Here is a 20,068-nt window from a genome sequence, read left to right as displayed (position 1 = left end):
CGCGACCAACGAGGGATGGGAGTCGCCATGGCACGGGACGACGTCAAGGTCTTCGTCGACCGGGACCTGCGTGGTGCCCGGGCGCGACCTCCGGCAGGCCAGGAATCCGGACGACCTCCGCGTGGCGTGGGCGGCACTCGAACGGGCCTGGACGGCGGCGGTCGACCGGGCTGTGTCCATGCCCGAGGGTGCGGTCGACGTCTCGGTCGACGGGGAGTGGTCGTTCGCGCAGACACTGCGCCACCTCGCGTTCGCCGCCGACACCTGGTTGGGTAAGGCGATCCTGCGCCTGCCGCAGCCCTTCCACCATCTTCGACGAGGAGTGGCAGCACCTCCGCTTCGCGTTGCGTGACCTCGACGCGCAGGGCTGAAATTTCGCCCCAGAAGGCTGCTCGGCCGCTCTGCCGCTGGGCCGGTCGGGCGCTCGGGCGGCCGCCAGTCAGGTGGTCGGTAGTCGCCGGGCCAGCTCACGACGCAGTGCGTCGGGGCGTTCGGCCAAGCGATGCCCCTTTCGCTCGATCGGCATGAATTCCGTGGTGTCGGGTGCCGTGATGTCGGGGGTCACGGCCGGGTGGGATACCCCGATATCGCTGATCTGGAGTGGATCTAGCCCTGAAACGGACGGTCGGACGGGGTTCCTGTCGTACCCGGTGCTTAGTGTCGATGTCACCGACGGTGTTCGGCCGGCGACGACAGGAGTCGCCCGGGCGCCGCGAGCCGATCAGGAGGCGTGATGCTCATCGACTGCGACGGGTGCGCGAAGCGGGCCGACGGCTGTTCCGGCTGCCCGCTGACCGCTCTGTTCGACGAGACGTCCCCGGCGGCCGGGTTGGTCGCCGCCGAGGTGGAGGCCATCGAGGTGCTTGCCCGGGCCGGCTTCGACGTGGAGGTGCTGGCCGCGCCCGCACGCCCGCAGGCGGCTCGCCGCCGCGCCGCCCGCCGCGTCGCCTAGCGCGACACCGTGCCCGGAAGCGGGCTTTTCGCGGGCCATAGGATGAGCGGTCACGGCGGGAGGAGCGGCGCGATGAGCGGGGTACAACGGGCGGTGGCGGGGTGACCCCGCGCGGGTGGGCGCTCCTGGCCCTGGCTGGGCTGACCGTCGCCCTGGTCGTGCTGGCCGCGCTGCTCATCCCGTGGCACCGCCCGCCGGCGCCCCGGGCCGACCAGCTCGCCGCGCTGGGCGACCTGCCGGCCGAGCAGGTGGCCAAGGGCCGGGAGTTCCGGGCCGCGCTGCGCCCCGGCGGCTATGCCGCCCTCGCCGTTGGGCTGCTGGTCGCCCTCGCGCTCGGGTTGACCCCGCTGGGCAGTCGCCTGGTCGAGCTGGTGGGCCGGCCGTTCGGTGGGCACTGGGCCGCGCAGGCGGTGCTCGGTGGGCTGGCGGTGGTGCTCGTCGCCGACGTGGTGACGCTCCCGTTCGCCGCCTGGCGGCAGAGCGTTCTCACCCGCTACGGGTTGAGCACCAACGGTTGGAGCGGCTGGGCTGTCGACCTGCTCAAGTCGTACGCGGTCAGCGCGGTGATCGGCGCGGTGGCGTTGTTCGGCTTCTACGCGGTCATCCGGCTCGCGCCGCGCTGGTGGTGGGCGTTCGGCGCGGCCGGCGCCGCGGTGCTGGTGGTGCTGCTGTCGTTCGTGCTGCCGGTGCTGGTGGAGCCCGTGTTCAACCGGTTCACCCCGATGGAGCAGGGCCCGTTGCGCACCGAGCTGATGAGCATGGCCGCCCGCGACGGGGTGCCGGTGCGGGACGTGCTGGTCGCCGACGCCTCCCGGCGCACCAGGGCGGTCAACGCGTACGTCTCCGGTCTCGGGCCGACCCGACGGGTGGTCGTCTACGACACGCTGCTGCGTGAGGCGACCCCGGCCGAGGTGACAGCGGTCGTGGCGCACGAGTTGGGGCACGCGAAGGATTCCGACGTGGCGGTCGGCACGCTGACCGGGGCGCTCGGCGCCGCGGCGGCCGTGGTGGCGCTCTATCTGCTCGGCTCGTGGGGGCCGCTGCTGCGGCTGGCCGGGGTCGACTCGGTGGCCCAACCGCGCGCGTTTCCGCTGCTGGTCGCACTGGTCACGGTGGCCGGCCTGGTCGCCGCTCCGGTGCAGGCGCTGATGTCGCGCCGGGTGGAGGCGCGGGCCGACGCGCATGCGCTCGCGCTCACCAACGACCCCGGGTCCTTCGAGTTGATGCAGCGCCGGCTCGGCTCGGTCAACCTCGGCGATCCCGACCCGCCCCGCTGGGAATACCTCTACTCGGCCTCGCATCCGTCCACCGTGGAGCGAATGGCCGCTGCCCGCGCGTACGCCCGGAAGGTCGGTCGATGAGCCGTACCCTGCTGATCACCAATGACTTTCCGCCCCGTCCGGGTGGCATCCAGTCCTTTGTGCACAACCTCGCCGTCCGTCAACCGGCCGGCTCGGTGGTCGTCTACGCGTCGAGCTGGCGCGGGGCCGCGAAGTTCGACGCCGACCAGCCGTTCGAGGTGATCCGGGAGCGCACCCGGGTGCTGCTGCCCACCCCGTTGATCGCCCGCAGGGCGGCCCGGTTGGCTCGGGCGTACGACTGCGACACGGTGTGGTTCGGCGCGGCGGCCCCGCTGGGGCTGCTCGCGGCCGGGCTGCGGCGGCGGGCCGGTATCCGCCGGGTGGTGGCGCAGACCCACGGCCACGAGGTCGGTTGGGCGGCGGTGCCGGCCGCCCGGCCGGCGCTGCGGCGTATCGGTCGGGGTGTCGACGTGACCACCTATCTCGGCGAGTACACCCGCAGCCGGTTGGCCCGTGTGCTGGACGGGGAGACCGAGCTGCGCCGCCTCGCGCCCGGGGTCGACGTGGACACCTACCACCCGACCGTGGACGGTGAGCAGGTCCGGGCCCGGCTCGGCTTGACCGACCGGCCGGTGGTCGTCTGCGTGTCCCGGCTGGTGCCGCGCAAGGGTCAGGACACGCTGATCCGGGCCCTACCGGAGATCCGCCGCCGGGTGCCCGACGCGGCGCTGCTGATCGTCGGTGGCGGGCCGTACCGGGCGACCCTGGAAAAGCTGGCCCGCCAGACCGGTGTGGAACGCGATGTGGTGTTCACCGGCACGGTGCCGTGGGTCGAGTTGCCGGCGCACTACGCGGCCGGCGACGTCTACGCGATGCCGTGCCGCACCCGCAACCGTGGGCTCGACGTCGAAGGGCTGGGCATCGTCTACCTGGAGGCATCCGCGACCGGCCTGCCGGTGGTGGCCGGCGACTCCGGAGGCGCACCGGACGCGGTCCGCGAGGGGGAGACCGGTTACGTCGTACGCGGCCGGGACGTCGCCCAGCTCGCCGACCGGGTCGCCAGGCTGCTCGCCGACCGGGACCTGGCCCGTCAGTTGGGCGCGGCCGGTCGGGCGTGGGTGGAACGGGAGTGGCGCTGGGAGGCGCAGGCGGAACGGATGGCGGCGCTGCTCGCCGGCTGATCGCCGCCCGCGTTCAGCCTTCCCGGGCGGGCGCGTAGCGCGGCACGTACTCCTGGCCGGTGAGCTGCTGGATCGCCGCCATCACCTCGTCGGTGACCGTCCGGATGTCGCGTGGGCCGTTGATCCGCTCGGCGACCGGGATCGGCGGGCCGAACCGCAGGGTGACGGGGTGTCGGCGGGGCAGCCGCGCGTCGACCGGCAGCACCTCGGCGGTGCCGGTCACGCCGACCGGGATGATCGGCACCTCGGCGTCGCGGGCTAGTCGGGTCATTCCGACGCGACCCCGGTAAAGCCTCCCGTCCGGTGAGCGGGTGCCCTCCGGGTAGACGGCGACGAGGCCGCCGGCGCGCAGCACCGGTACGGCGGCGTCGAGGGCGCGCAGGGCGGCCCGGCCGTCGGCGCGGTCGACCCGGATGGCACCCATGCCGTTGACGATCTGTCGGTTGAGCCAGCCGCCGGGACCGCGGCCGGTGAAGTACTCGGCCTTGGCCCAGAAGGTGACGTGCCGAGGGGTCGCGCTGGCCAGGAACAGCTCGTCGGCGACGGAGAGGTGGTTACCGGCGAGGATCGCGCCACCGTGTCGGGGTAGGTGCTCCAGTCCTTCGACGCGCGGTCGCCAGGCCAGCCGCAGCGTGGTGCCGACGGTCAGCTTCATGAGGTCGTACAGCAGCGGCACGTGTCCTCCGGGGTCGAGTTTCAGGTGGGCCGCGGGCCGAGATGGGCATCGAGCGCGGCGTGCAGCAGGGCGTCGTCGTCGGTGGCGCCGGTGGCCAGCGGCAGGCTGCCCCAGGCCCAGAGTTGGGCGATGCCGTGCAGGTTGGCCCAGAGAGCGCCGGCGAGCACCGTCGCGGGCGCGTCGGTGGGGCGGCGCACCTGCGCCACCAGGTCGGCCAGCACGGCGAACAGCGGCAGGCTCGTCTCACGCAGCCGCAGCCGGCCGCTGTCCAGCAGGTCGTGCCGGAACATCAGCTCGAACATGCCGCGGTGGGCCGCCGCGAAGTCCAGGTACGTCCGGGCCAGCGCGGTCAATCGGGTACGCGGGTCCGCGTCGACGTCGCGCATCGTCTGCTCGACCCGGGCGGTGAGGTCGGCGAAGCCCTCGCGGGCGATGGCGGAGAGCAGGTCGACGTGGGTGGGGAAGTAGCGGCGCGGTGCGCCGTGCGAGACACCGGCACGGCGGGCGATTTCCCGCAGGGACACCGCTGACTGGCCCTCGCTGAGCACCAGGTCCGCCCCGGCGGCCACCAGCCGCGTGCGCAGCCCTTGCTCGTCCGCGTCCATAGACACTGTCTACCAGGCGGGCGTAGACGATGTCTACTCCTGGGCGGGTGCGGGTGCGGGTGCGCGTGCGGGTGCGGGTGCGAGTGCGAGTGCGGGTTGCGGGTTGCGGGTGATCGTGCTCGAACCAGGATGTAGTGGTCTCCGCGGCTCGCTGAAACCACTACATCAATGATCGAGCACGATCATGGGGCTGGCCGGTGTGGCCAGCCCTCCGCGGCCCAGAGCGGCCGGGGCCCAGAGCGGCCTGCCAGCGCGGGCGGCCTGCCAGCGCGGGCGGTCTGCCAGCGCGGGCGGCCTGCCAGCGCGGGCGGCGTGCCAGCGCGGGCGGTCTGCCAGCGCGGGCGGTCTGCCAGCGCGGGCGGCCGGGGAGCGCGGGGCCGGTGGTTCAGCGGATGCGGGCCAGGATGCGATCGGCGGGGGCGGGGCGGCCGAAGTGCCAGCCCTGGGCGGCGTCGCAGCCGATCGCGCGTAGCCGCTCGGCCTGCCCGGCGGTCTCCACCCCTTCGGCGGTGACGGTCAGATCCAGTGCGTGCGCCAGCGAGACCAGCGAGGCGAGGATCCGCTCGTCGGTGCGGCCGACAGAGGACGACCGCAGGCCGGCCACGAACTCGCCGGCCACCTTCAACTCGGTCACCGGCAGGTCCCGCAGGTACGCCAGGTTGCTGTAGCCGGTGCCGAAGTCGTCGATGGCGATGCGTACGCCGAGGTCGGCAAGGACCCGCAGGGCGCGTACCGGCTCCTTGGCGGTGCTCATCATCGTGCTCTCGGTGATCTCCAGTTGGAGCCGTTCCGGGGGCAGGCCGGTCTGCCGCAGCAGCGTGCGGACCTCCTGCACCAACCCGGGCCGGTGCACCTGCCGTACCGCCAGGTTGACGCTGACGAACGGCGCGGCGGCACCCCCGGCCGACCACGCCTCGGCCTCGCGGCACGCCTCGGCCAGCACCCACCCGCCCAGTTGGACGATCAGGCCGGTCTCCTCGGCCAACCCGATGAAGCTGTCCGGGCGCAGCACCCCCAACTCGGGGTGCCGCCAGCGGACCAGCGCCTCAACGCCGACGAGGCTGCCGTCGCGCAGTGAGGTCAGCGGCTGGTAGTCGAGGTAGAACTCGCCCCGCTCCAACGCCGCCGGGATGGCCGCGGAGAGCGCGTAGCGGGCCAGTTCACGTCGGTTGCGCTCGGCGTCGTAGAGCGCCCAGCGCGCCCCACCGGCGGACTTCGCCCAGTGCAGCGTGCTGTCGGCGGCCCGCATCAGGTCCGTGGGGTTGGCCCCGGCCACCTGGCGTTCGACGATGCCGATGCTCGCCGAGATCTGCAGCTCGTGCCCGTCCACCAGCGCCGGTGTGCGTACCGCGGCGAGCGCCGTCTCGGCCAGCGCGACCATGTCGTCGGTGCCGGCGGTGCGCTCCACCAGGATGACGAACTCGTCGCCGCCGAGCCGGGCCACCAGGTGCTCACCCATGGCCTTGCGCAGCCGTTCCGCCACAGTGGCCAGCAGCAGGTCGCCGATCTGGTGCCCCAGGGTGTCGTTGACCACCTTGAAGCGGTCCAGGTCCAGGAAGCACACTCCGACCCGTTGCGCGCCCCGGCCCGGCTCATTGAGCGCGGCGGTGAGCCGCTCGGTGAACAGCGTCCGGTTGGGCAGGCCGGTGAGCGGGTCGTGGGTGGCCTGATGCCGAAACCGTGCCTCGCTGGCCCGCAGCGCCCGCTCGGCCTGCGTGCGGGCCCGCATCGCGGCGCGGCGGATCGACTCCTGCTCGTCGAGCGTCCGGTCGCGCAGGGCGCGGGCGTAGCCGGTCGCCACGGCCGCCAACAGCCGGGCCATCCGGTCCTCGACGTCCTCGGCCACCAACCCCAGGTCGCGTACGAGGCGGAGCTGGATGACCTCGACGGTACGGCCCAGCCCTTCGGCGGAGGCGATGTGCGCGGCGACCAGTTCGGCGCCGACCCGGTGCCCGGCCCGCAGGTCGAACGGCTCGGTGAGCAACGCGCTGGCCAGTTGCCCGGTGAGCCGGTCCAGCAGGGACTCCAACTGGGCCTGGGTCATCGGTAGGTAGCTGGTGCCGGAGACCGCCTTCGCCCAGGCTCGGGCGAACGTGCCCGGATAGGGCGTCTTCCCCGGCGACTCAGTCACCGAGGCGCCCGACGCCGCCCATGAAGACCGCGCGCTCGGCGTCCTCCGCGCTCTCCGGAGTGTCTGGTCGCCACTCGGGAACCCAGACCACGCCGGGGTCGAGCAGCTCGAAGCCGTCGAAGAGCGCGGTCAGCTCCGCGCGGCTGCGCACCCACAGAGGGTTGTCGGTGCGCTGGTAGACCCGCTCCGCCTCGGCGCGTTCGTCCTGGCTGCGCCCGTCGTCGCTGGCCTGTGACAGCACCAGGTAGCTGCCGGGCGCCAACGCGTCCCGTAACGTCCGCAGCAGCTCCGCCGGCCGGTCGTCGTCGGAGACGAAGTGCAGGACGGCCACGACCATCACGGCCACCGGTTGGCTCAGGTCGAGCAGTTTACGGACGTCCGGATGGGCCAGGATCGCCTCCGGGTGGCGTAGGTCCTCCTGCACCACCGCGGCCCGCTCGTTACCGGCGAGGATCTCGCGGCTGTGCGCCACCGCCACCGGGTCGACGTCCACATAGACCACCCGCGACTGCGGGTCGAGCTGCTGGGCGATCTCGTGTACGTTGCCGACGGTCGGAATGCCCGAGCCGATGTCGAGGAACTGCCGGATCCCGGCCTCGGCGAGATGGTGCACGGCCCGGCGCAGAAACGCCCGGTTGGCCTGGGCCATCAGCGGCGCCTCGGGCACCGCGGCGACCATCGCCTGCGCTGCGGCCCGGTCGGCGGCGAAGTTGTGCGAGCCACCGAGGTAGTAGTCGTACATCCGGGCGACGCTCGGGCGCTCGATGTCGATGATGTCGGGTGCCCAGTCCGGCCGCTGCATGCGTTTCACCCCTCGAGTCCTCGACGCGAGCGTCGTCGCCCGCGCGGGTATTGTGCACCCGCCACGCACGCCAGACCATAGCGCGCCGGAGGTTGCCCGCCGACGTCGGTCGATGCGCGACGGCCCGCGCCGGGGAGAAGCTGGCGCGGACCGTCGGTCGCGGCATCCCGCTCGACGAGCGGGAGACAGGTCAGAACTTGGGCGCGTCCGGTGCCTCGAGCAGGCCGAGCCGGAGTGCGGTCATCAGGGCCTGAGCCCGGTTGGCCGCGCCGAGCTTCTCGTAGAGCTTGGAAATGTGCGTCTTCGCGGTGGACTCGCTGACGAACAGCTGCTTGGCGATGCCCGCCACGCTCATCCCGTCGGCGAGCAGCCGCAGCACCTGCCCCTCCCGGGGAGACAACTGCGGGCCGGACGGGGCGAGCCGGCGCTTCATCGCCTCGGCCAGGTCGGCCGCGGTGAACGCGCTGGGGGAGGAGGCGGCGTGCCGCGCGGCGGCCACCACCTCGTCGGCCGGGGCGGTCTTCGGCACGAAGGCGCTCGCGCCGGCCTCCAGGGCGCCGAAGAGCTGATCGTCGCCGGCGTACATGGTCAGCACCACGATGCCCATCGACGCGCTGGACTTGCGCAGCGCACGGGTGGCCTCCAGGCCGCTGCCGTCGGGCAGCCGCAGATCCATGATCACCACGTCCGGCTGCAAGGCGCCGGCCTGGCGTACTCCTTCTGCCGCCGTGGCCGCCTCACCGACGACCTCGAACTGGCGGTCGCGCTCGAAAGCGTGCCGCAAACCCTTGCGAATCAGGTCATGATCGTCGACAAGGAGGACCTTGGTACGGGTGGCCGGTATCGGACTTGTGGTCATCCTCGGGTTACTCCCCTTCTGGTGCTGCGCTGCCGCGCACGTTATCGCGCCGGGCCGAGGTGCCGAGAACCACCGCCACGGTCGTGCCGCTCGGTTGCCGCGGCCTGATCTCCAACCGGCCCCGGATACGTTCCGCCCTCTCGGCCATGATCGCAAGACCGTACCGTCCGTCCGGGCGCTGGTCAGCCATCCCCTGACCGTCATCCGACACTTCTATTTGCGCGTACGGGGGGTCGACCTCACACGTGACCCACAAATTCGACGCCCCGGCGTGCTTGCGCGCGTTGGTCACCGCCTCCTGCGCGATGCGCAGCAACTCAGCCTCCGTGGCGGCCGGCAGTCGGGCTGTGGACTCGTCCAGCGAGAGGTGCACCCGCAGCCCGCCGGACGCGCCCACAGTGCGCGCGTACTCCGCGATCGCCGCGGCCAACCCGCCCTGCCGGTCCACCTCGCTGCGCAACTCGAAGAGGCTCAGCCGCAGCTCCTGGATCACCCGGGTCACCTCGCCGCGCAGCGTACGCAGGGCCTCGGCGGTCTCGTCGGCGTCGTCGAAGACGGTGGCCAGGGCGTTGTCGATGCCGTACCCCACCATCACCAACTCCTGTGCCACCCCGTCGTGGATCTCCCGGGCCAGCCGCTGCCGCTCCTCGTTGGTGGCCAGCGAACGCACCTCGTCGAAGAGCAGCGCCGCCTCCAACCGCAGCGCGGCCGGGCGCGTCAGCGCGGTCACCCGGGACACCACCGGCGGCGGGTACGCCTGCGCGGTGTCGGCCTCCAGCACCACCAGCCCCACCGTGCGCACCCCGGCGACCAGCGGAATGATCAGCGCGGACACGTCCCCGCCACGGTGCGAGCGGGACTGTGACCGGGCGGCAGTGGTGGCCTGCTGGGTGGCCCAGGCGTCGGCGATCGCCGAGTCCGCGTCCAGTGTCGTCTCCCAGTCCACCCGGTCGACGCCGGCCTGGGCGAGCACCACGAGCCGACCGCCGCCGCTGGCCGACAGCACCGCGCCCCGGTCCGCGCGGGCCACCGTGCGCAGCTCCTCCAGCAGGTGCTCGGAGATGCCGCCCGGATCCAGGGTCGCCCCGGGCAGTTGCCGGGCCACCGTACGCAGCTGGGTCAGCAGCCGGGTGGCTTCGGCGTACGGCTGGGGTTTGCCCTCACCGCGGACCGCCATCACCCGGTGCAGCGTGCCGGCGGCGTAGAGCCCCAACGCCGCCAGGATCAGCCACTGCGCGCAGACCGCGAGGTAACCAGGCTGGCCGAGCTGGGGGCCACCGTCGACCTGGGTCAGCGCACCGCTGACCAGCAGGATGGCGGCGGTGACCACGAGCAGGGCGGCACCCTCGAGGAAGCGGCGGCGCAGCGCGGTGACGGTCACCGGGACCGCGAGGTAGGGCAGCACCGCCGACGCGCCCAGGCCGTCGACCGTGCCGCCGATGGACGCCACCGCGGCGACGTGGCTCGCGGCCAGCCCCAGCACCACCACCTCGGCCACCCGGCTCAGCGGGCCGACCAGCCGGTGCTGCGGTGCCAGCAGCGCCGGCAGCCCGGCCACCGCCAGCAACGCGATCCACCACAGCTGGGCGACGTCGTGGGTGGCGAACAGGGTCAGGATGGCGATCAGCGCCAGCATCACCAGGCGGGCGGCCGCGGCGAGGGGATGCGGGTGCGGTGCGGTTGCTGTCGATGCGGGCACGTGACGGATGGTAGTCAGCCTCGGTAGATATCGGCGATCTCCGCCGCGTACGTCTTGTGGACAACCTGGCGTTTGACCTTGAGCGACGGGGTCAGCTCGCCGGTCGCCTCGGTGAAGTCGCGGGGCAGAACCCGGAACACCTTGATCGCTTCGGCCTTCGACACAGCCCGGTTCGCCTCGTCGATCGCGGACTGGATCTCGGTGCGGAGGGCCTCGTGCTCGCGCAGTTGCTCGACGGGGGTGTCGCGGGACAACCCGGCGCTCTCCAGCCAGGCCGGCAGCGCCTCCTCGTCGACGGTGACCAGCGCCGCGATGAACGGCTTGGCGTCACCGACCACGACACACTGGCTGATCAACGGATGCGCCCGGACCAGGTCCTCCAGCACCGCCGGGGCGACGTTCTTGCCGCCGGCGGTGACGATCAGCTCCTTCTTGCGGCCGGTGATGCTCAGGTAGCCGTCGGCGTCGAGCTGGCCCAGGTCGCCGGTGCGCAGCCAGCCGTCGGCACTGATCGTCTCGGCGGTCGCCGTCTCGTTGCGCCAGTAGCCCTGGAAGATCAGCTCGCCGGAGATCAGGATTTCGCCGTCGTCCTCGATCCGCACCGTCACGCCGGGCAGCGGACGGCCGACGGTGCCGATCCGGGTGCCGCTGGGCAGGTTCGCCGCGGCGGCGGGCGAGGTCTCGGTGAGGCCGTAGCCCTCCAGGACCGTCACGCCGATACCCCGGAAGAAGTGGCCGAGCCGGGCGCCGAGTGGCGCACCGCCGGAGATCGCGTCCCGGCACCGTCCGCCGAGCGCGGCGCGCAGCTTGCGGTAGACCAGCCGGTCGAAGACCGCGTGCTGGGCGCGCAGCGCCAGGCCCGGTCCACCCGGGGTCTCCAGCGCCTCGCTGTAGGCGATGGCGACCTGCTCGGCGCGGGCGAAGATGCCGCCCTTGCCGTCCGCCTCGGCCTTCTGCTTGGCGGCGTTGTAGACCTTCTCGAACACCCGGGGTACGGAGAGCACGAAGGTCGGCCGGAACGCCTGCAGCTCGGCGACCAGGTTCTTGGTGTCGGCGCAGTGCGCCATGGTGGCCCGCGCCTGCACGACGCCGATCTGGATGAGCCGGGCGAAGGCGTGCGCCAACGGGAGGAAGAGCAGGGTGCTCGCGCCGGCGTTGAACAGATTCGGCAGCACCGGCACCGCGTTGGCGATGTCGGCGTACATGTTGCGGTGGGTGAGCACGCAGCCCTTGGGTCGGCCGGTGGTGCCGCTGGTGTAGATGATCGTGGCCAGGTCACCGGCGCGGACGGCCTTGCGCCGCCGCTCGACCTCGGCCAGCTCGACCGTGGCGCCGGCCGTGACCAGCTCGTCGACCCCGCCGAGGTCGATCTGCCAGACCTGGCCCAGCTCGGGCAGCCGGTGTCGGACCCCGGCGATCAGGGCGGCGTGCGCCTCGGTCTCGACCACGACGGCGACCGCATTGGAGTCCTCGATGATCCACGCGGCCTGCTCGGCGCTGGACGTCTCGTAGATCGGCACGGTCACCGCGCCCACGGTCCAGATGGCATAGTCCAGCAGCGTCCACTCGTAGCGGGTGCGGCTCATCAGCCCGACCCGGGCACCTGGCTCGATGCCGGCGGCGATCAGCCCGCCGGCCACGGCGGCCACCTCGTCGCGGAACTGGAGGCAGGTCACCTCGGTCCAGGCGGTGAGGGTGCCGTCGGCGCCCGGGGTGGGGCGGGCGAACTGGACGGCGTCGGGCGCGACTTCGGCGTTGTCCCAGACCGGATCGGTGAGGTTGGCCGCGTCGCCAACGGCGACGATCGGCGGGACGGAGAACTCGCGCACCTGCACTCCTTCGTGCTTGTACTGGCCGGGCTGGCCGCCGCCGTGGCGTCGGCTGTGTCGAAACCTACCCGGCGGGCGGTCGGGGTGGGACAAGCAGGAGGCGGGTAGCCTCGCCCCATGGCGGACTCCTCCACCCAGTCGATCATCATCGGCGCCGCACCGGATCGGGTGACGGCGGTCATCTGCGACTTCGCGCGCTACCCGGAGTGGACCGACGCGGTGCGTCGCGCCGAGGTCGTCGAGGAGTACGAGGACGGCTACGCCAGTCAGGTGCATTTCACGATCGATGCCGGTGTGATGGCCGACGAGTACGTGCTCGCCTACGAGTACGCCGAGGATTTGTCCCGGATCGAGTGGCACCTGGTCGCCCCCTCGAAGATGCAGAAGGCTCAGCGTGGTTCGTACGACCTGGTGGGTAACCCGGACGGCAGCACCACGGTGACCTACACGCTGGAGGTCGAGCTGTCGGTCGGAATGCTCGGGATGTTTCGGCGCAAAGCCGAAAAGATGATCATGGACACCGCGTTGAAGCAGCTCAAGCGCCGGGTAGAAGCAACCGGTGCGGCGCAGTGACGTGTCCGGTGGCACGGTAGAGGAGCCGACGGTGGGCGGAACGGATCCGGGTTCGGCCCGGGAAGAGGCGGAGCGGCTGGTCGCCACCCTGCTGGCGGGGGCGCGACTGGCCTCCGCCGGCTCGGCGGGCGGCGCGTTCGGCTCGTTGGGCGGGATGCTGTCCGGTGTCCTCGGTCACAGCACGGCCCCCGGCGAACGCTCCGGCGCCGGTGGTGCTTTCGCCACCGGTTCGGCCGAATGCTGCGTCTGCCCGGTCTGTCGGGGCATCGCCGCGTTGCGGGACCCGAGTCCGGAATTCGCCGAACGTCTCGCGACCGGCGCCGGTGACCTCGCCGCGGGCGTCGCCAGCCTGCTCCGCGCGTTCTCCCCGGCGGAACCGGCCGCGCCGAGCCCCACCGGGCCGGCCGCCGAGCCGACCGCCACACCAGCGCCGGCACCCACCGCGAACACCGACGACGTGCTCCCCGAGCCAGCCCCGAGCGCCCCGTCCAGCGCGACCGGAGACGACCGCGTGTGGCGCGATGCCACCCGTAGCGGGCATGATTCTCAGCCGGCGCCGGAGCGGGATGTCTGGTCGGTCGCCACCCGGACGGCGGACCCACTCGCCCCGGCCGCCGTACCACCCGTCGACGAGGCCGGGTCGGCGACCGTGCCGGCACCGACCACCCGTCCCGTGGTGCCCGCCTCGCGGGTGCCCGATGACGCCGACGCGGAAGCATCGGGCGACGGCGCCTGAGCGCGGGACATTCCGACCCGGACCGGCAGTGGGCCGGGGCCTGGGCCGGACAGCACAGCAGAGGGGGGCGGCAGCGGTGACGCTGACCATCGGAGTCGACGTCGGTGGCACGAAGGTGGCCGGCGGGGTCGTGGACGACACCGGCAAGGTCCTCGTGCAGACCCGACGGGACACTCCCGCCGATGACGTCGCCAAGACCCGCGACGTCATCATCGAACTCGTCGCCGAGCTGGCCAGCGGTCGGACCATCGAGGCCGTCGGCATCGGCGCGGCCGGGTGGATCGACGCCGGTCGCTCGACCGTGCTCTTCGCCCCCAACCTGGCCTGGCGCGACGAACCGCTGCGCGAGTACGTCAGCCAGGCCGTCGATCTGCCCGTGATCGTGGAGAACGACGGGAACGTCGCCGCGTGGGCCGAGTTCCGCTACGGCGCGGCCCGCGACGCCGACGATTCGATGATCATGTTCACGATCGGCACCGGTGTGGGCGGCGGCATCGTGCTCGGTGGCGATCTGATGCGCGGCGCGCACGGCATCGCCGCGGAGTTGGGCCACATGCTGGCCGTGCCGGACGGGCACCAGTGCGGTTGCGGCCGCCTGGGCTGCATCGAGCAGTACGCCAGCGGCAGCGCCCTGGTCCGGTTCGCCCGGGCCGGCGCCCGCCAGGAGCCCAACCGGGCCACCGCCCTGCTGAAGCTGGCCGGCGGCGAGGCCGAGGCGATCACCGGTCCGATGGTGACCGCTGCCGCCCAGGGCGGCGACCCGGTCTCTGCCGAGGCGTTCGCCCAGATCGGCCGGTGGCTGGGCACCAGCCTCGCCGACATGGCGCAGATCCTCGACCCGCAGACCCTGGTGGTCGGCGGCGGCGTGATCGACGCCGGTGACCTGCTGCTCGGCCCCACCCGCCGCTCGTACCTCGACGCGCTCGCCCAGCGCGGTCGCCTGCCGGTGGCCGATGTGCTCCCGGCGGAGTTGGGCAACAGCGCCGGTGTGATCGGCGCGGCTGACCTGGCCCGCCGGATCTGAGGCGGGCCGGGTGGGCGTGCCGCTGCGCGTGGTGTCGTACAACATCCACAGCCAGCGCGACGACACCGCGGCGCTGGCGGCTGTGGTCCGGGCCGCGACGCCGGACGTGGTGATCGTGCAGGAGGGGCCGCGCCGGTTCCGGTGGCGGCAGAAGTCCGCCACGTTGGCCGAGTCGTTCGGTCTGGTGGTGGCCGCCGGTGGGCTGCCCGCCCTGGGCAACCTGCTGCTGACCAGCCTGCGGGTCCAGGTGCGCGGCACCCGCTGTCAGCGTTTCCCGCTGACCCCCGGCCGACACCTGCGCGGCGCCGCGTACGCCGACTGCCGGGTCGGTGACGCCCAGTTCACCCTCGCCGGCTCGCACCTGTCCACCGACCCGGCCGAGCGGCCCTCCCAGGCCGCCGAGTTCAAGCGTGGCCTGGACGCGGCGACCAGCCCGGTGCTGGCCGGGGCGGACCTCAACGAGGGTCCGGACGGGCCCGCCTGGGCCACCGTGTCGCGCGGGTTGACCGACGCCGCGGTGGCGGCCGACCGGGCCGAGCGGCTCACCTACCCCTGCGCCGACCCGCGCCGACGCATCGACGCGCTCTTCGTCGACCCGCGGATCACCGTGGTCGACTACGACGTGGTGGACACCCCGCAGACCCGCCGGGCCAGCGACCACTTCCCGGTCCTGGTCGACCTGCTCCTGCCCGCCGGCGGCTGACCTCCGAGCCCGGCCCGAGCGTTAACGCGTCAGTTCCAGGACTGGACATCCGGCCCGGTTGTGGAGAGGATTTCGCGGCGACCGGCACGCCTGCCGTACCAAAAGGAGATCTCCCCGGTGTCCACCTCCACCGACCACGGCCGGCCCGACCCGGAGGCGACCTCGCCCGCGGCGAACGGCGACGGCCGTCCGGTCTCCGACCGGGGCGACACGGTCTGCGTCATCGGGGCCGGGGCCAGCGGCCTGACGGCCATCAAGAACCTGCGCGAGCACGGGTTCGGCGTGGACTGCTACGAGCGGGAGACGGGCGTCGGCGGCGCCTGGAACTGGCGGCACGACCGCAGCCCGGTGTACGCCAGCACCCACCTGATCTCGTCGAAGCCGTTCACCCAGTTCCCCGACTTCCCGATGCCCGACTCCTGGCCGGACTACCCGCACCACGGTCAGGTGCTGTCCTACTTCGAGCGGTACGCCGACCACTTCGACCTGCGCTCGCACATCTGGTTCGGCACCGAGGTGATCCGGGTCGAGCCCGTCGAGGGGGAGCGGTGGGACGTGACCACCCGGTCCACCGGCGGGTACGGCCCCGAGCGCACCGCCCGGTACGCCGCCGTGGTGATCGCCAACGGCCACAACTGGTCGCCAAAGCTGCCCCGCTACGAGGGCCTCGAACAGTTCCGTGGCGAGATCATGCACGCCTCGTCATACAAGGACCCGGCGCAGTTGCGCGGCAAGCGGGTGCTGGTCGTCGGCGCCGGCAACACCGGCTGCGACATCGCCGTCGAGGCCGCCCAGCAGGCGTCGCGCTGCTGGCACTCCACCCGGCGCGGTTACTGGTACGCGCCGAAGTACGTCCTCGGTCGGCCCGCCGACCAGGTCAACGACACCCTGTTGGCGCTGCGGGTGCCACTGCGGGTACGGCAGTGGCTCTACCACTGGACGCTGCGGTTGACCGTCGGCGACCTGACCCGCTTCGGTCTACCCAAGCCCGACCACCGGGTGTACGAGACGCACCCGATCGCGAACAGTCAGCTCGTCTACTACGTGGGCCACGGCGGGATCGGCCCGGTGCCGGACATCGCCCGGTTCCACCCGTACGCGGTGGAGTTGGCCGACGGTCGCGAGATCGACCCCGAGGTGGTCGTCTTCGCCACGGGTTACCTGCCGCGCTTCGAGTTCCTCGACGCGTCGGTGTTCGGTGACAGCGCGGGCGCGGGTCGGCCCACGCTGTGGCTCAACGCGTTCACCCCGGGGCATCCGACCCTGGCCGTCGCCGGCCTGCTGCAGCCGGACTCCGGGCTGTTCACCCTGTCGCACTGGCAGACGGTGCTCTTCGCCCGACTGCTACGGGCCCGCCGGGACCGGCCGGAACGCGCCGCGGCGTTCGCGTCCCGGGTGCGGGACCGGGCCGGGGAGCGGTACTCCGGGCCGGTGAAGGACAGCAGCCGGCACTGGTTCGAGGTCGGGCACGCCGACTATCTGCGCGCCGTCCAGCGCGCCCTCGTCGAACTGGAGGGCAAGTGAGCGCGAGGAGTGAGCTTGCGAGCCCCGCAGTCGCGAACGAAAGGCTGGCCCGGTGAGCGCGAGGAGTGAGCTTGCGAGCCCCGCAGTCGCGAACGAAAGGCTGGCACCGTGAGCGCGAGTGAGTTGCGGATCATGCGGGGCCGGGAGTGGTCCCGCCCGGTCCGGCCGGCCCGGCGGGAGGTGCTCAGCGCGATCCCCGAGCTGGAGGAGGGGCGTCCGCCGCTGCTCTTCGTTCCCGGGTTCGGGCACGGTGCGTGGGCGTTCGCCGAGCACTGGTTGGGTCACGCGGCGTCGCGGGGGTTCCCGGCGTACGCGGTGAGCCTGCGCGGGCACGGTGGCAGCGAGCCGGCGCCGGAGGCGACGCTGCGGTCGTACGCCCACGATGTGGTCCAGGTGGCCGCGAGCCTGCCGCGGCAGGCGGTGCTGGTGGGGCACGGCGCCGGGGCCCTGGTGGTGGCGCACGCGTTGGCCCGCTACCCGGCGCGGGGCGCGGTGCTGGTGGCGCCGGTCTTCGGCGGCTGGGGTGTGCTGGGCGCGGCGTTGCGCCGCAACCCCGCAGGGACGCTGCCGGCGGTGTTCGGCGGGCCGTTGCGGCTCAACCGGGGGCAGCTGTTCAGTCGCGAGTTGCCCGACGAGGAGGCCCGGCGGTACGTCGGACGCCTCGGTCGGGCGGGTCGGCGGGCGCAGTGGGCGCTGCTGGGTGAGCCGGAGGCCGAACCGGCCGTGGGTGCGCCCCCGGTGCTGGTGCTGGGCAGCCCCGACGACCGGGTGGTGCCGGCTTCGACGTTGACCCGGGTGGCCCGCCGGTACGGGTCGGCGCCGTTGCTCTTCCCCGGGATGGGCCACGACCTCATGTTGGACGCGCGGTGGGCGGAGCCGATCGACGCGATCCTGGACTGGCTGGAGAAGGAGCCCGCGGCGCACTGAGCGGCCGGGCCGGCCTGGTGGTCAGCCGCCGGCCTGGTGGACGGTCGGGCTGCCGGTCGGGGTGGCCGGTCGGGGCACCGTTGCGGTGCCGTCGGAGCCAGTGTCGGGGCTGGTCAGACGACTGATCAGGGCACCGCCCTCGTCCAGCGCGCGCAGGTAGGAGCGGGCCCAGGCCCGGATGTCGTGCTGGTGCAGGTGGGCGCGCATGGCCCGCATCCGCTGGGTGGTGTCGGCCGGGTCGGCCCGCAGCGCCGCCCGCAGGCCCTGCTTGAGCCCTTCCAGGTCGTGCGGGTTGACCAGGTACGCCTGGGACAGCTCGGCGGCGGTGCCGGCGAACTCGCTGAGCAGCAGAGCGCCCGTGTCGTCGACCCGCGCGGCCACGTACTCCTTGGCGACCAGGTTCATTCCGTCGCGCAACGGGGTCACCGCCATCACGTCGGCGACCCGGTAGAGTGCGGCCAGCTCGGCCCGGTCGAAGGGCTGGGTGAGGTAGTGGATCGCCGGTTCGCCGACCCGGCCGAACTCACCGTTGATCCGGCCGACCTCGCGCTCGATGCGCTCGCGCAGGATCTGGTACTGGCCGACGCGTTCCCGGCTCGGCATGGCGACCTGCACCAGCACCGTGTCGCGGACCTTGACGTCGCCGCTGGCGAGCAACTCGCTGTACGCCTTGAGGCGCTGCTCGATGCCCTTGGTGTAATCCATCCGGTCCACGCTGAGGACGACCTGCCGGGGGTCGCCGAGGTCCTGTCGGAGCCGGTGGGCCCGAGCGGCCACGTCCGGGCGGCCGGCGAGCGCGGCCATTTCGGCGGTGTCGATGGAGACGGGGAACGCGCCGATGCGGACGACCCGATCGTCGATGCCGATCCGCCGGTCGGTGGCCGGCAGCTCCAGCACCCGGGTCACGAGTTGGGCGAAGTTGTGTGCCGCCTGCACGCGCTGGAAGCCGACCAGGTCGGCGCCGAGCATGCCGCGCAGCAGTTCGGCCCGGCGGGGCAGTTGCATGAAAAGCTCCGGCGGCGGGAACGGCACGTGCAGGAAGAACCCGATGCGCAGGTCCGGGCGGAGCGCGCGGAGCTGACCGGGGACCAGTTGCAGGTGGTAGTCCTGCACCCAGACCACGCCGCCCGGCTCGGCCACCTCCGCGGTCGCCTCGGCGAAGCGCTGGTTGACCCGCTGGTACGCCTCCCACCACCGGCGGTGGTGCTGCGGCTGCTCCACCGCGTCGTGGTAGAGCGGCCAGAGGGTGGCGTTGGCGAACCCCTCGTAGTGGTCGCGCAGGTCTTCCGGGCTGAGCGCGACGCTGTGCATCCGCACGCCGTCGACGTCCGGCAGCGAGGGGGCTGGCCCGGTGCCGCCGGCCCAGCCGACCCAGGTCGCCGGGGTCTGCCGCAGGAGCGGGTGCAGTGCGCTGACCAACCCGCCTGGGCTGCGCCGCCACTCGCAGGCCCCGTCGGGCGCCTGATTGTCATCGATGGGAAGGCGGTTGGCCACCACCACGAGAGAACTCTGTCGCATCTCGGGCATTCCGATCAGCAGAGGACTGACCGCCGCGAGCAAGGGAAAACCGGTCAGTCAGCGGGGGAAGTGACGTACAGCGGTATTCCTACTGACAGTAAGTTACACCACTGTTACGCCGCTGGCGGGTCGCTGCTGTCCCGGGATGCGGGCCGACGTCAGACGACGGCGCCGTTGTCCGGGTCGTCCTCGTCCTCGTCGCCGGGGCGCAGTCGCCAGACCAGCGTGACGAAACCGGCCAGGATGCCGGTGAACCCGAACAGCGTGACCGCCGAGCGGTCGATCGGGAGCAGCCACGGGAAGAGGAACAGCACGAACCCGACGACCACCCCCAGGGTGCCGATCACCGCGTACTTGCTGACCCGGGGCAGCGGCGGCGGTGGCGGCGGGTGGTAACCCTCGTCGTCCTCGTCGTCGGGCAGGTCCGCGCCGAAGGTGTCCAGCCCGTCCAGCAGCGAGGGCTCGTCCGGTCGGGTGCCGCGCCCCACGGAGATCCCGGAGATGTCCGTGGCGGACGGTAGCCGGCGAACGTCGGTGGCGGTCGGACCAGGCTCGTCGGTGCCGGAGCGGGTCAGCGGGCCGGCGGTTGGTTCGTCCCGGGTGTCCCGTTCGTCCACGTCCTCGGAGGCCGGCCACGGGTGGTCACCGGGCGTGGAGGTGGTGTGGAAGCCGGCCACGATCCGCGCCCACTCGGCGTCGATGTCCGGTTCGTCGCGAGGCGGCGGTTGCTGCTCCGGAGCGGTCTCGTCGGCGAGCTGGGTCAGGTAGTCCCGGGCGGTGGTCAGGTGCGAGCGGTCGACGTAGAGCCGGTCGACCGGCCGGGCCGGCACGGTGGTGGTACGGGTGACCGGGTTGAGGTCGGCGGAGGGCTGGAGGTAGGCGGCGATCCCACCGGCGGCCAGCACGTCGAGCAGGTGCTCACCAACGCGCGGATCGACGTCGCCGACGACGGCGTACTCGTTCGCGTCGAGCCCGTTGTCCCGCCGTCCCCGGCGGGCCCCACCCGCTGACACCCGGACATCCCCCTT

At 72.8% G+C, this 20,068-nt stretch carries 19 protein-coding genes; 10 read left to right on the top strand and 9 right to left on the bottom strand.

Features of this window, described 5'->3' with window-relative positions:
- Positions 1–73 precede the first annotated feature (73 nt).
- The 4 genes from V6U86_RS06145 (at position 74) to V6U86_RS06130 (ending at position 3,434) form a co-directional block, all read left to right on the top strand.
- Positions 74–352 (top strand): DinB family protein, encoded by a 279-nt coding sequence (locus tag V6U86_RS06145; protein ID WP_334499383.1) that lies wholly within the window; start codon positions 74–76, stop codon positions 350–352.
- Between the two features lie 381 nt (positions 353–733).
- Complete coding sequence (locus V6U86_RS06140) at positions 734–952, top strand: hypothetical protein (protein ID WP_334499381.1); 219 nt, start codon at positions 734–736, stop codon at positions 950–952.
- A 101-nt stretch (positions 953–1,053) separates the two neighbouring features.
- Positions 1,054–2,313 (top strand): M48 family metalloprotease, encoded by a 1,260-nt coding sequence (locus V6U86_RS06135; RefSeq protein WP_334499378.1) that lies wholly within the window; start codon positions 1,054–1,056, stop codon positions 2,311–2,313.
- Positions 2,310–3,434, top strand: a complete 1,125-nt coding sequence (locus V6U86_RS06130; protein WP_334499376.1) for a glycosyltransferase family 4 protein — start codon at positions 2,310–2,312, stop codon at positions 3,432–3,434. The genes V6U86_RS06135 and V6U86_RS06130 overlap by 4 nt, the downstream gene beginning before the upstream one ends.
- Before the next feature lie 13 nt (positions 3,435–3,447).
- Here the strand turns inward: V6U86_RS06130 and V6U86_RS06125 are convergent, their stop codons facing one another.
- From V6U86_RS06125 to V6U86_RS06095, 7 genes are all read right to left on the bottom strand, one after another.
- Positions 3,448–4,110, bottom strand: a complete 663-nt coding sequence (locus V6U86_RS06125) for a lysophospholipid acyltransferase family protein (protein ID WP_334499374.1) — start codon at positions 4,108–4,110, stop codon at positions 3,448–3,450.
- 20 nt (positions 4,111–4,130) lie between these two features.
- The gene (locus V6U86_RS06120; protein WP_334499372.1) at positions 4,131–4,715 is read right to left on the bottom strand and encodes a TetR/AcrR family transcriptional regulator; all 585 of its coding nucleotides are present in this window, start codon (positions 4,713–4,715) and stop codon (positions 4,131–4,133) included.
- 385 nt (positions 4,716–5,100) lie between these two features.
- Complete coding sequence (locus V6U86_RS06115) at positions 5,101–6,759, bottom strand: putative bifunctional diguanylate cyclase/phosphodiesterase (protein WP_334499921.1); 1,659 nt, start codon at positions 6,757–6,759, stop codon at positions 5,101–5,103.
- 79 nt (positions 6,760–6,838) lie between these two features.
- Positions 6,839–7,648 (bottom strand): SAM-dependent methyltransferase, encoded by an 810-nt coding sequence (locus V6U86_RS06110; RefSeq protein ID WP_334499919.1) that lies wholly within the window; start codon positions 7,646–7,648, stop codon positions 6,839–6,841.
- A gap of 190 nt (positions 7,649–7,838) precedes the next feature.
- The gene (locus tag V6U86_RS06105; RefSeq protein WP_030337723.1) at positions 7,839–8,507 is read right to left on the bottom strand and encodes a response regulator transcription factor; all 669 of its coding nucleotides are present in this window, start codon (positions 8,505–8,507) and stop codon (positions 7,839–7,841) included.
- Positions 8,508–8,514: 7 nt separating this feature from the next.
- Positions 8,515–10,206: a sensor histidine kinase gene (locus tag V6U86_RS06100; protein ID WP_334499364.1), complete on the bottom strand. Its 1,692-nt coding sequence runs from the start codon at positions 10,204–10,206 to the stop codon at positions 8,515–8,517.
- A 14-nt stretch (positions 10,207–10,220) separates the two neighbouring features.
- Entirely contained in the window at positions 10,221–12,035 is a 1,815-nt protein-coding gene (locus tag V6U86_RS06095) for an AMP-dependent synthetase/ligase (protein ID WP_334499362.1), read from the bottom strand.
- Positions 12,036–12,152: 117 nt separating this feature from the next.
- Between V6U86_RS06095 and V6U86_RS06090 the strand changes: the two genes are divergently transcribed.
- The 6 genes from V6U86_RS06090 (at position 12,153) to V6U86_RS06065 (ending at position 17,522) form a co-directional block, all read left to right on the top strand.
- Complete coding sequence (locus tag V6U86_RS06090) at positions 12,153–12,608, top strand: SRPBCC family protein (RefSeq protein ID WP_334499360.1); 456 nt, start codon at positions 12,153–12,155, stop codon at positions 12,606–12,608.
- A gap of 31 nt (positions 12,609–12,639) precedes the next feature.
- Entirely contained in the window at positions 12,640–13,344 is a 705-nt protein-coding gene (locus V6U86_RS06085; protein ID WP_334499358.1) for a hypothetical protein, read from the top strand.
- Positions 13,345–13,420: 76 nt separating this feature from the next.
- Positions 13,421–14,368 carry an ROK family glucokinase gene (locus V6U86_RS06080; RefSeq protein WP_334499356.1) on the top strand — a complete coding sequence of 316 codons (948 nt, stop codon included), beginning with the start codon at positions 13,421–13,423 and terminating at the stop codon, positions 14,366–14,368.
- A gap of 10 nt (positions 14,369–14,378) precedes the next feature.
- Positions 14,379–15,071 (top strand): endonuclease/exonuclease/phosphatase family protein, encoded by a 693-nt coding sequence (locus tag V6U86_RS06075; protein ID WP_334499354.1) that lies wholly within the window; start codon positions 14,379–14,381, stop codon positions 15,069–15,071.
- 117 nt (positions 15,072–15,188) lie between these two features.
- Positions 15,189–16,595, top strand: coding sequence for a flavin-containing monooxygenase (locus V6U86_RS06070; protein ID WP_334499352.1), 1,407 nt, complete (start codon positions 15,189–15,191; stop codon positions 16,593–16,595).
- Positions 16,596–16,727: 132 nt separating this feature from the next.
- The gene (locus V6U86_RS06065) at positions 16,728–17,522 is read left to right on the top strand and encodes an alpha/beta hydrolase (protein WP_334499916.1); all 795 of its coding nucleotides are present in this window, start codon (positions 16,728–16,730) and stop codon (positions 17,520–17,522) included.
- 21 nt (positions 17,523–17,543) lie between these two features.
- Here V6U86_RS06065 and V6U86_RS06060 read toward each other — a convergent pair whose 3' ends face one another.
- Entirely contained in the window at positions 17,544–19,040 is a 1,497-nt protein-coding gene (locus V6U86_RS06060; RefSeq protein ID WP_334499350.1) for an alpha,alpha-trehalose-phosphate synthase (UDP-forming), read from the bottom strand.
- A gap of 158 nt (positions 19,041–19,198) precedes the next feature.
- On the bottom strand, positions 19,199–20,053 hold the full coding sequence (locus tag V6U86_RS06055) for a DUF308 domain-containing protein (protein ID WP_334499348.1): 855 nt from the start codon (positions 20,051–20,053) through the stop codon (positions 19,199–19,201).
- Positions 20,054–20,068 lie beyond the last annotated feature (15 nt).

Source organism: Micromonospora sp. CPCC 205558 (assembly GCF_036902955.1).
Lineage (GTDB): Bacteria > Actinomycetota > Actinomycetes > Mycobacteriales > Micromonosporaceae > Micromonospora.
The sequence above is the reverse complement of the archived record's forward strand: the minus strand, read 5'-3'. Positions and strand labels throughout refer to the sequence as shown.

Bases quoted from the DNA above. Each gene is read 5' to 3' on its own strand.
- V6U86_RS06140 (WP_334499381.1), top strand. From the start codon at position 734: ATGCTCATCGACTGCGACGGGTGCGCGAAGCGGGCCGACGGCTGTTCC.
- V6U86_RS06130 (WP_334499376.1), top strand. From the start codon at position 2,310: ATGAGCCGTACCCTGCTGATCACCAATGACTTTCCGCCCCGTCCGGGT.
- V6U86_RS06120 (WP_334499372.1), bottom strand. From the start codon at position 4,715: ATGGACGCGGACGAGCAAGGGCTGCGCACGCGGCTGGTGGCCGCCGGG.
- V6U86_RS06115 (WP_334499921.1), bottom strand. From the start codon at position 6,759: ATGACCCAGGCCCAGTTGGAGTCCCTGCTGGACCGGCTCACCGGGCAA.
- V6U86_RS06110 (WP_334499919.1), bottom strand. From the start codon at position 7,648: ATGCAGCGGCCGGACTGGGCACCCGACATCATCGACATCGAGCGCCCG.
- V6U86_RS06105 (WP_030337723.1), bottom strand. From the start codon at position 8,507: ATGACCACAAGTCCGATACCGGCCACCCGTACCAAGGTCCTCCTTGTC.
- V6U86_RS06090 (WP_334499360.1), top strand. From the start codon at position 12,153: ATGGCGGACTCCTCCACCCAGTCGATCATCATCGGCGCCGCACCGGAT.
- V6U86_RS06065 (WP_334499916.1), top strand. From the start codon at position 16,728: ATGCGGGGCCGGGAGTGGTCCCGCCCGGTCCGGCCGGCCCGGCGGGAG.
- V6U86_RS06060 (WP_334499350.1), bottom strand. From the start codon at position 19,040: ATGCGACAGAGTTCTCTCGTGGTGGTGGCCAACCGCCTTCCCATCGAT.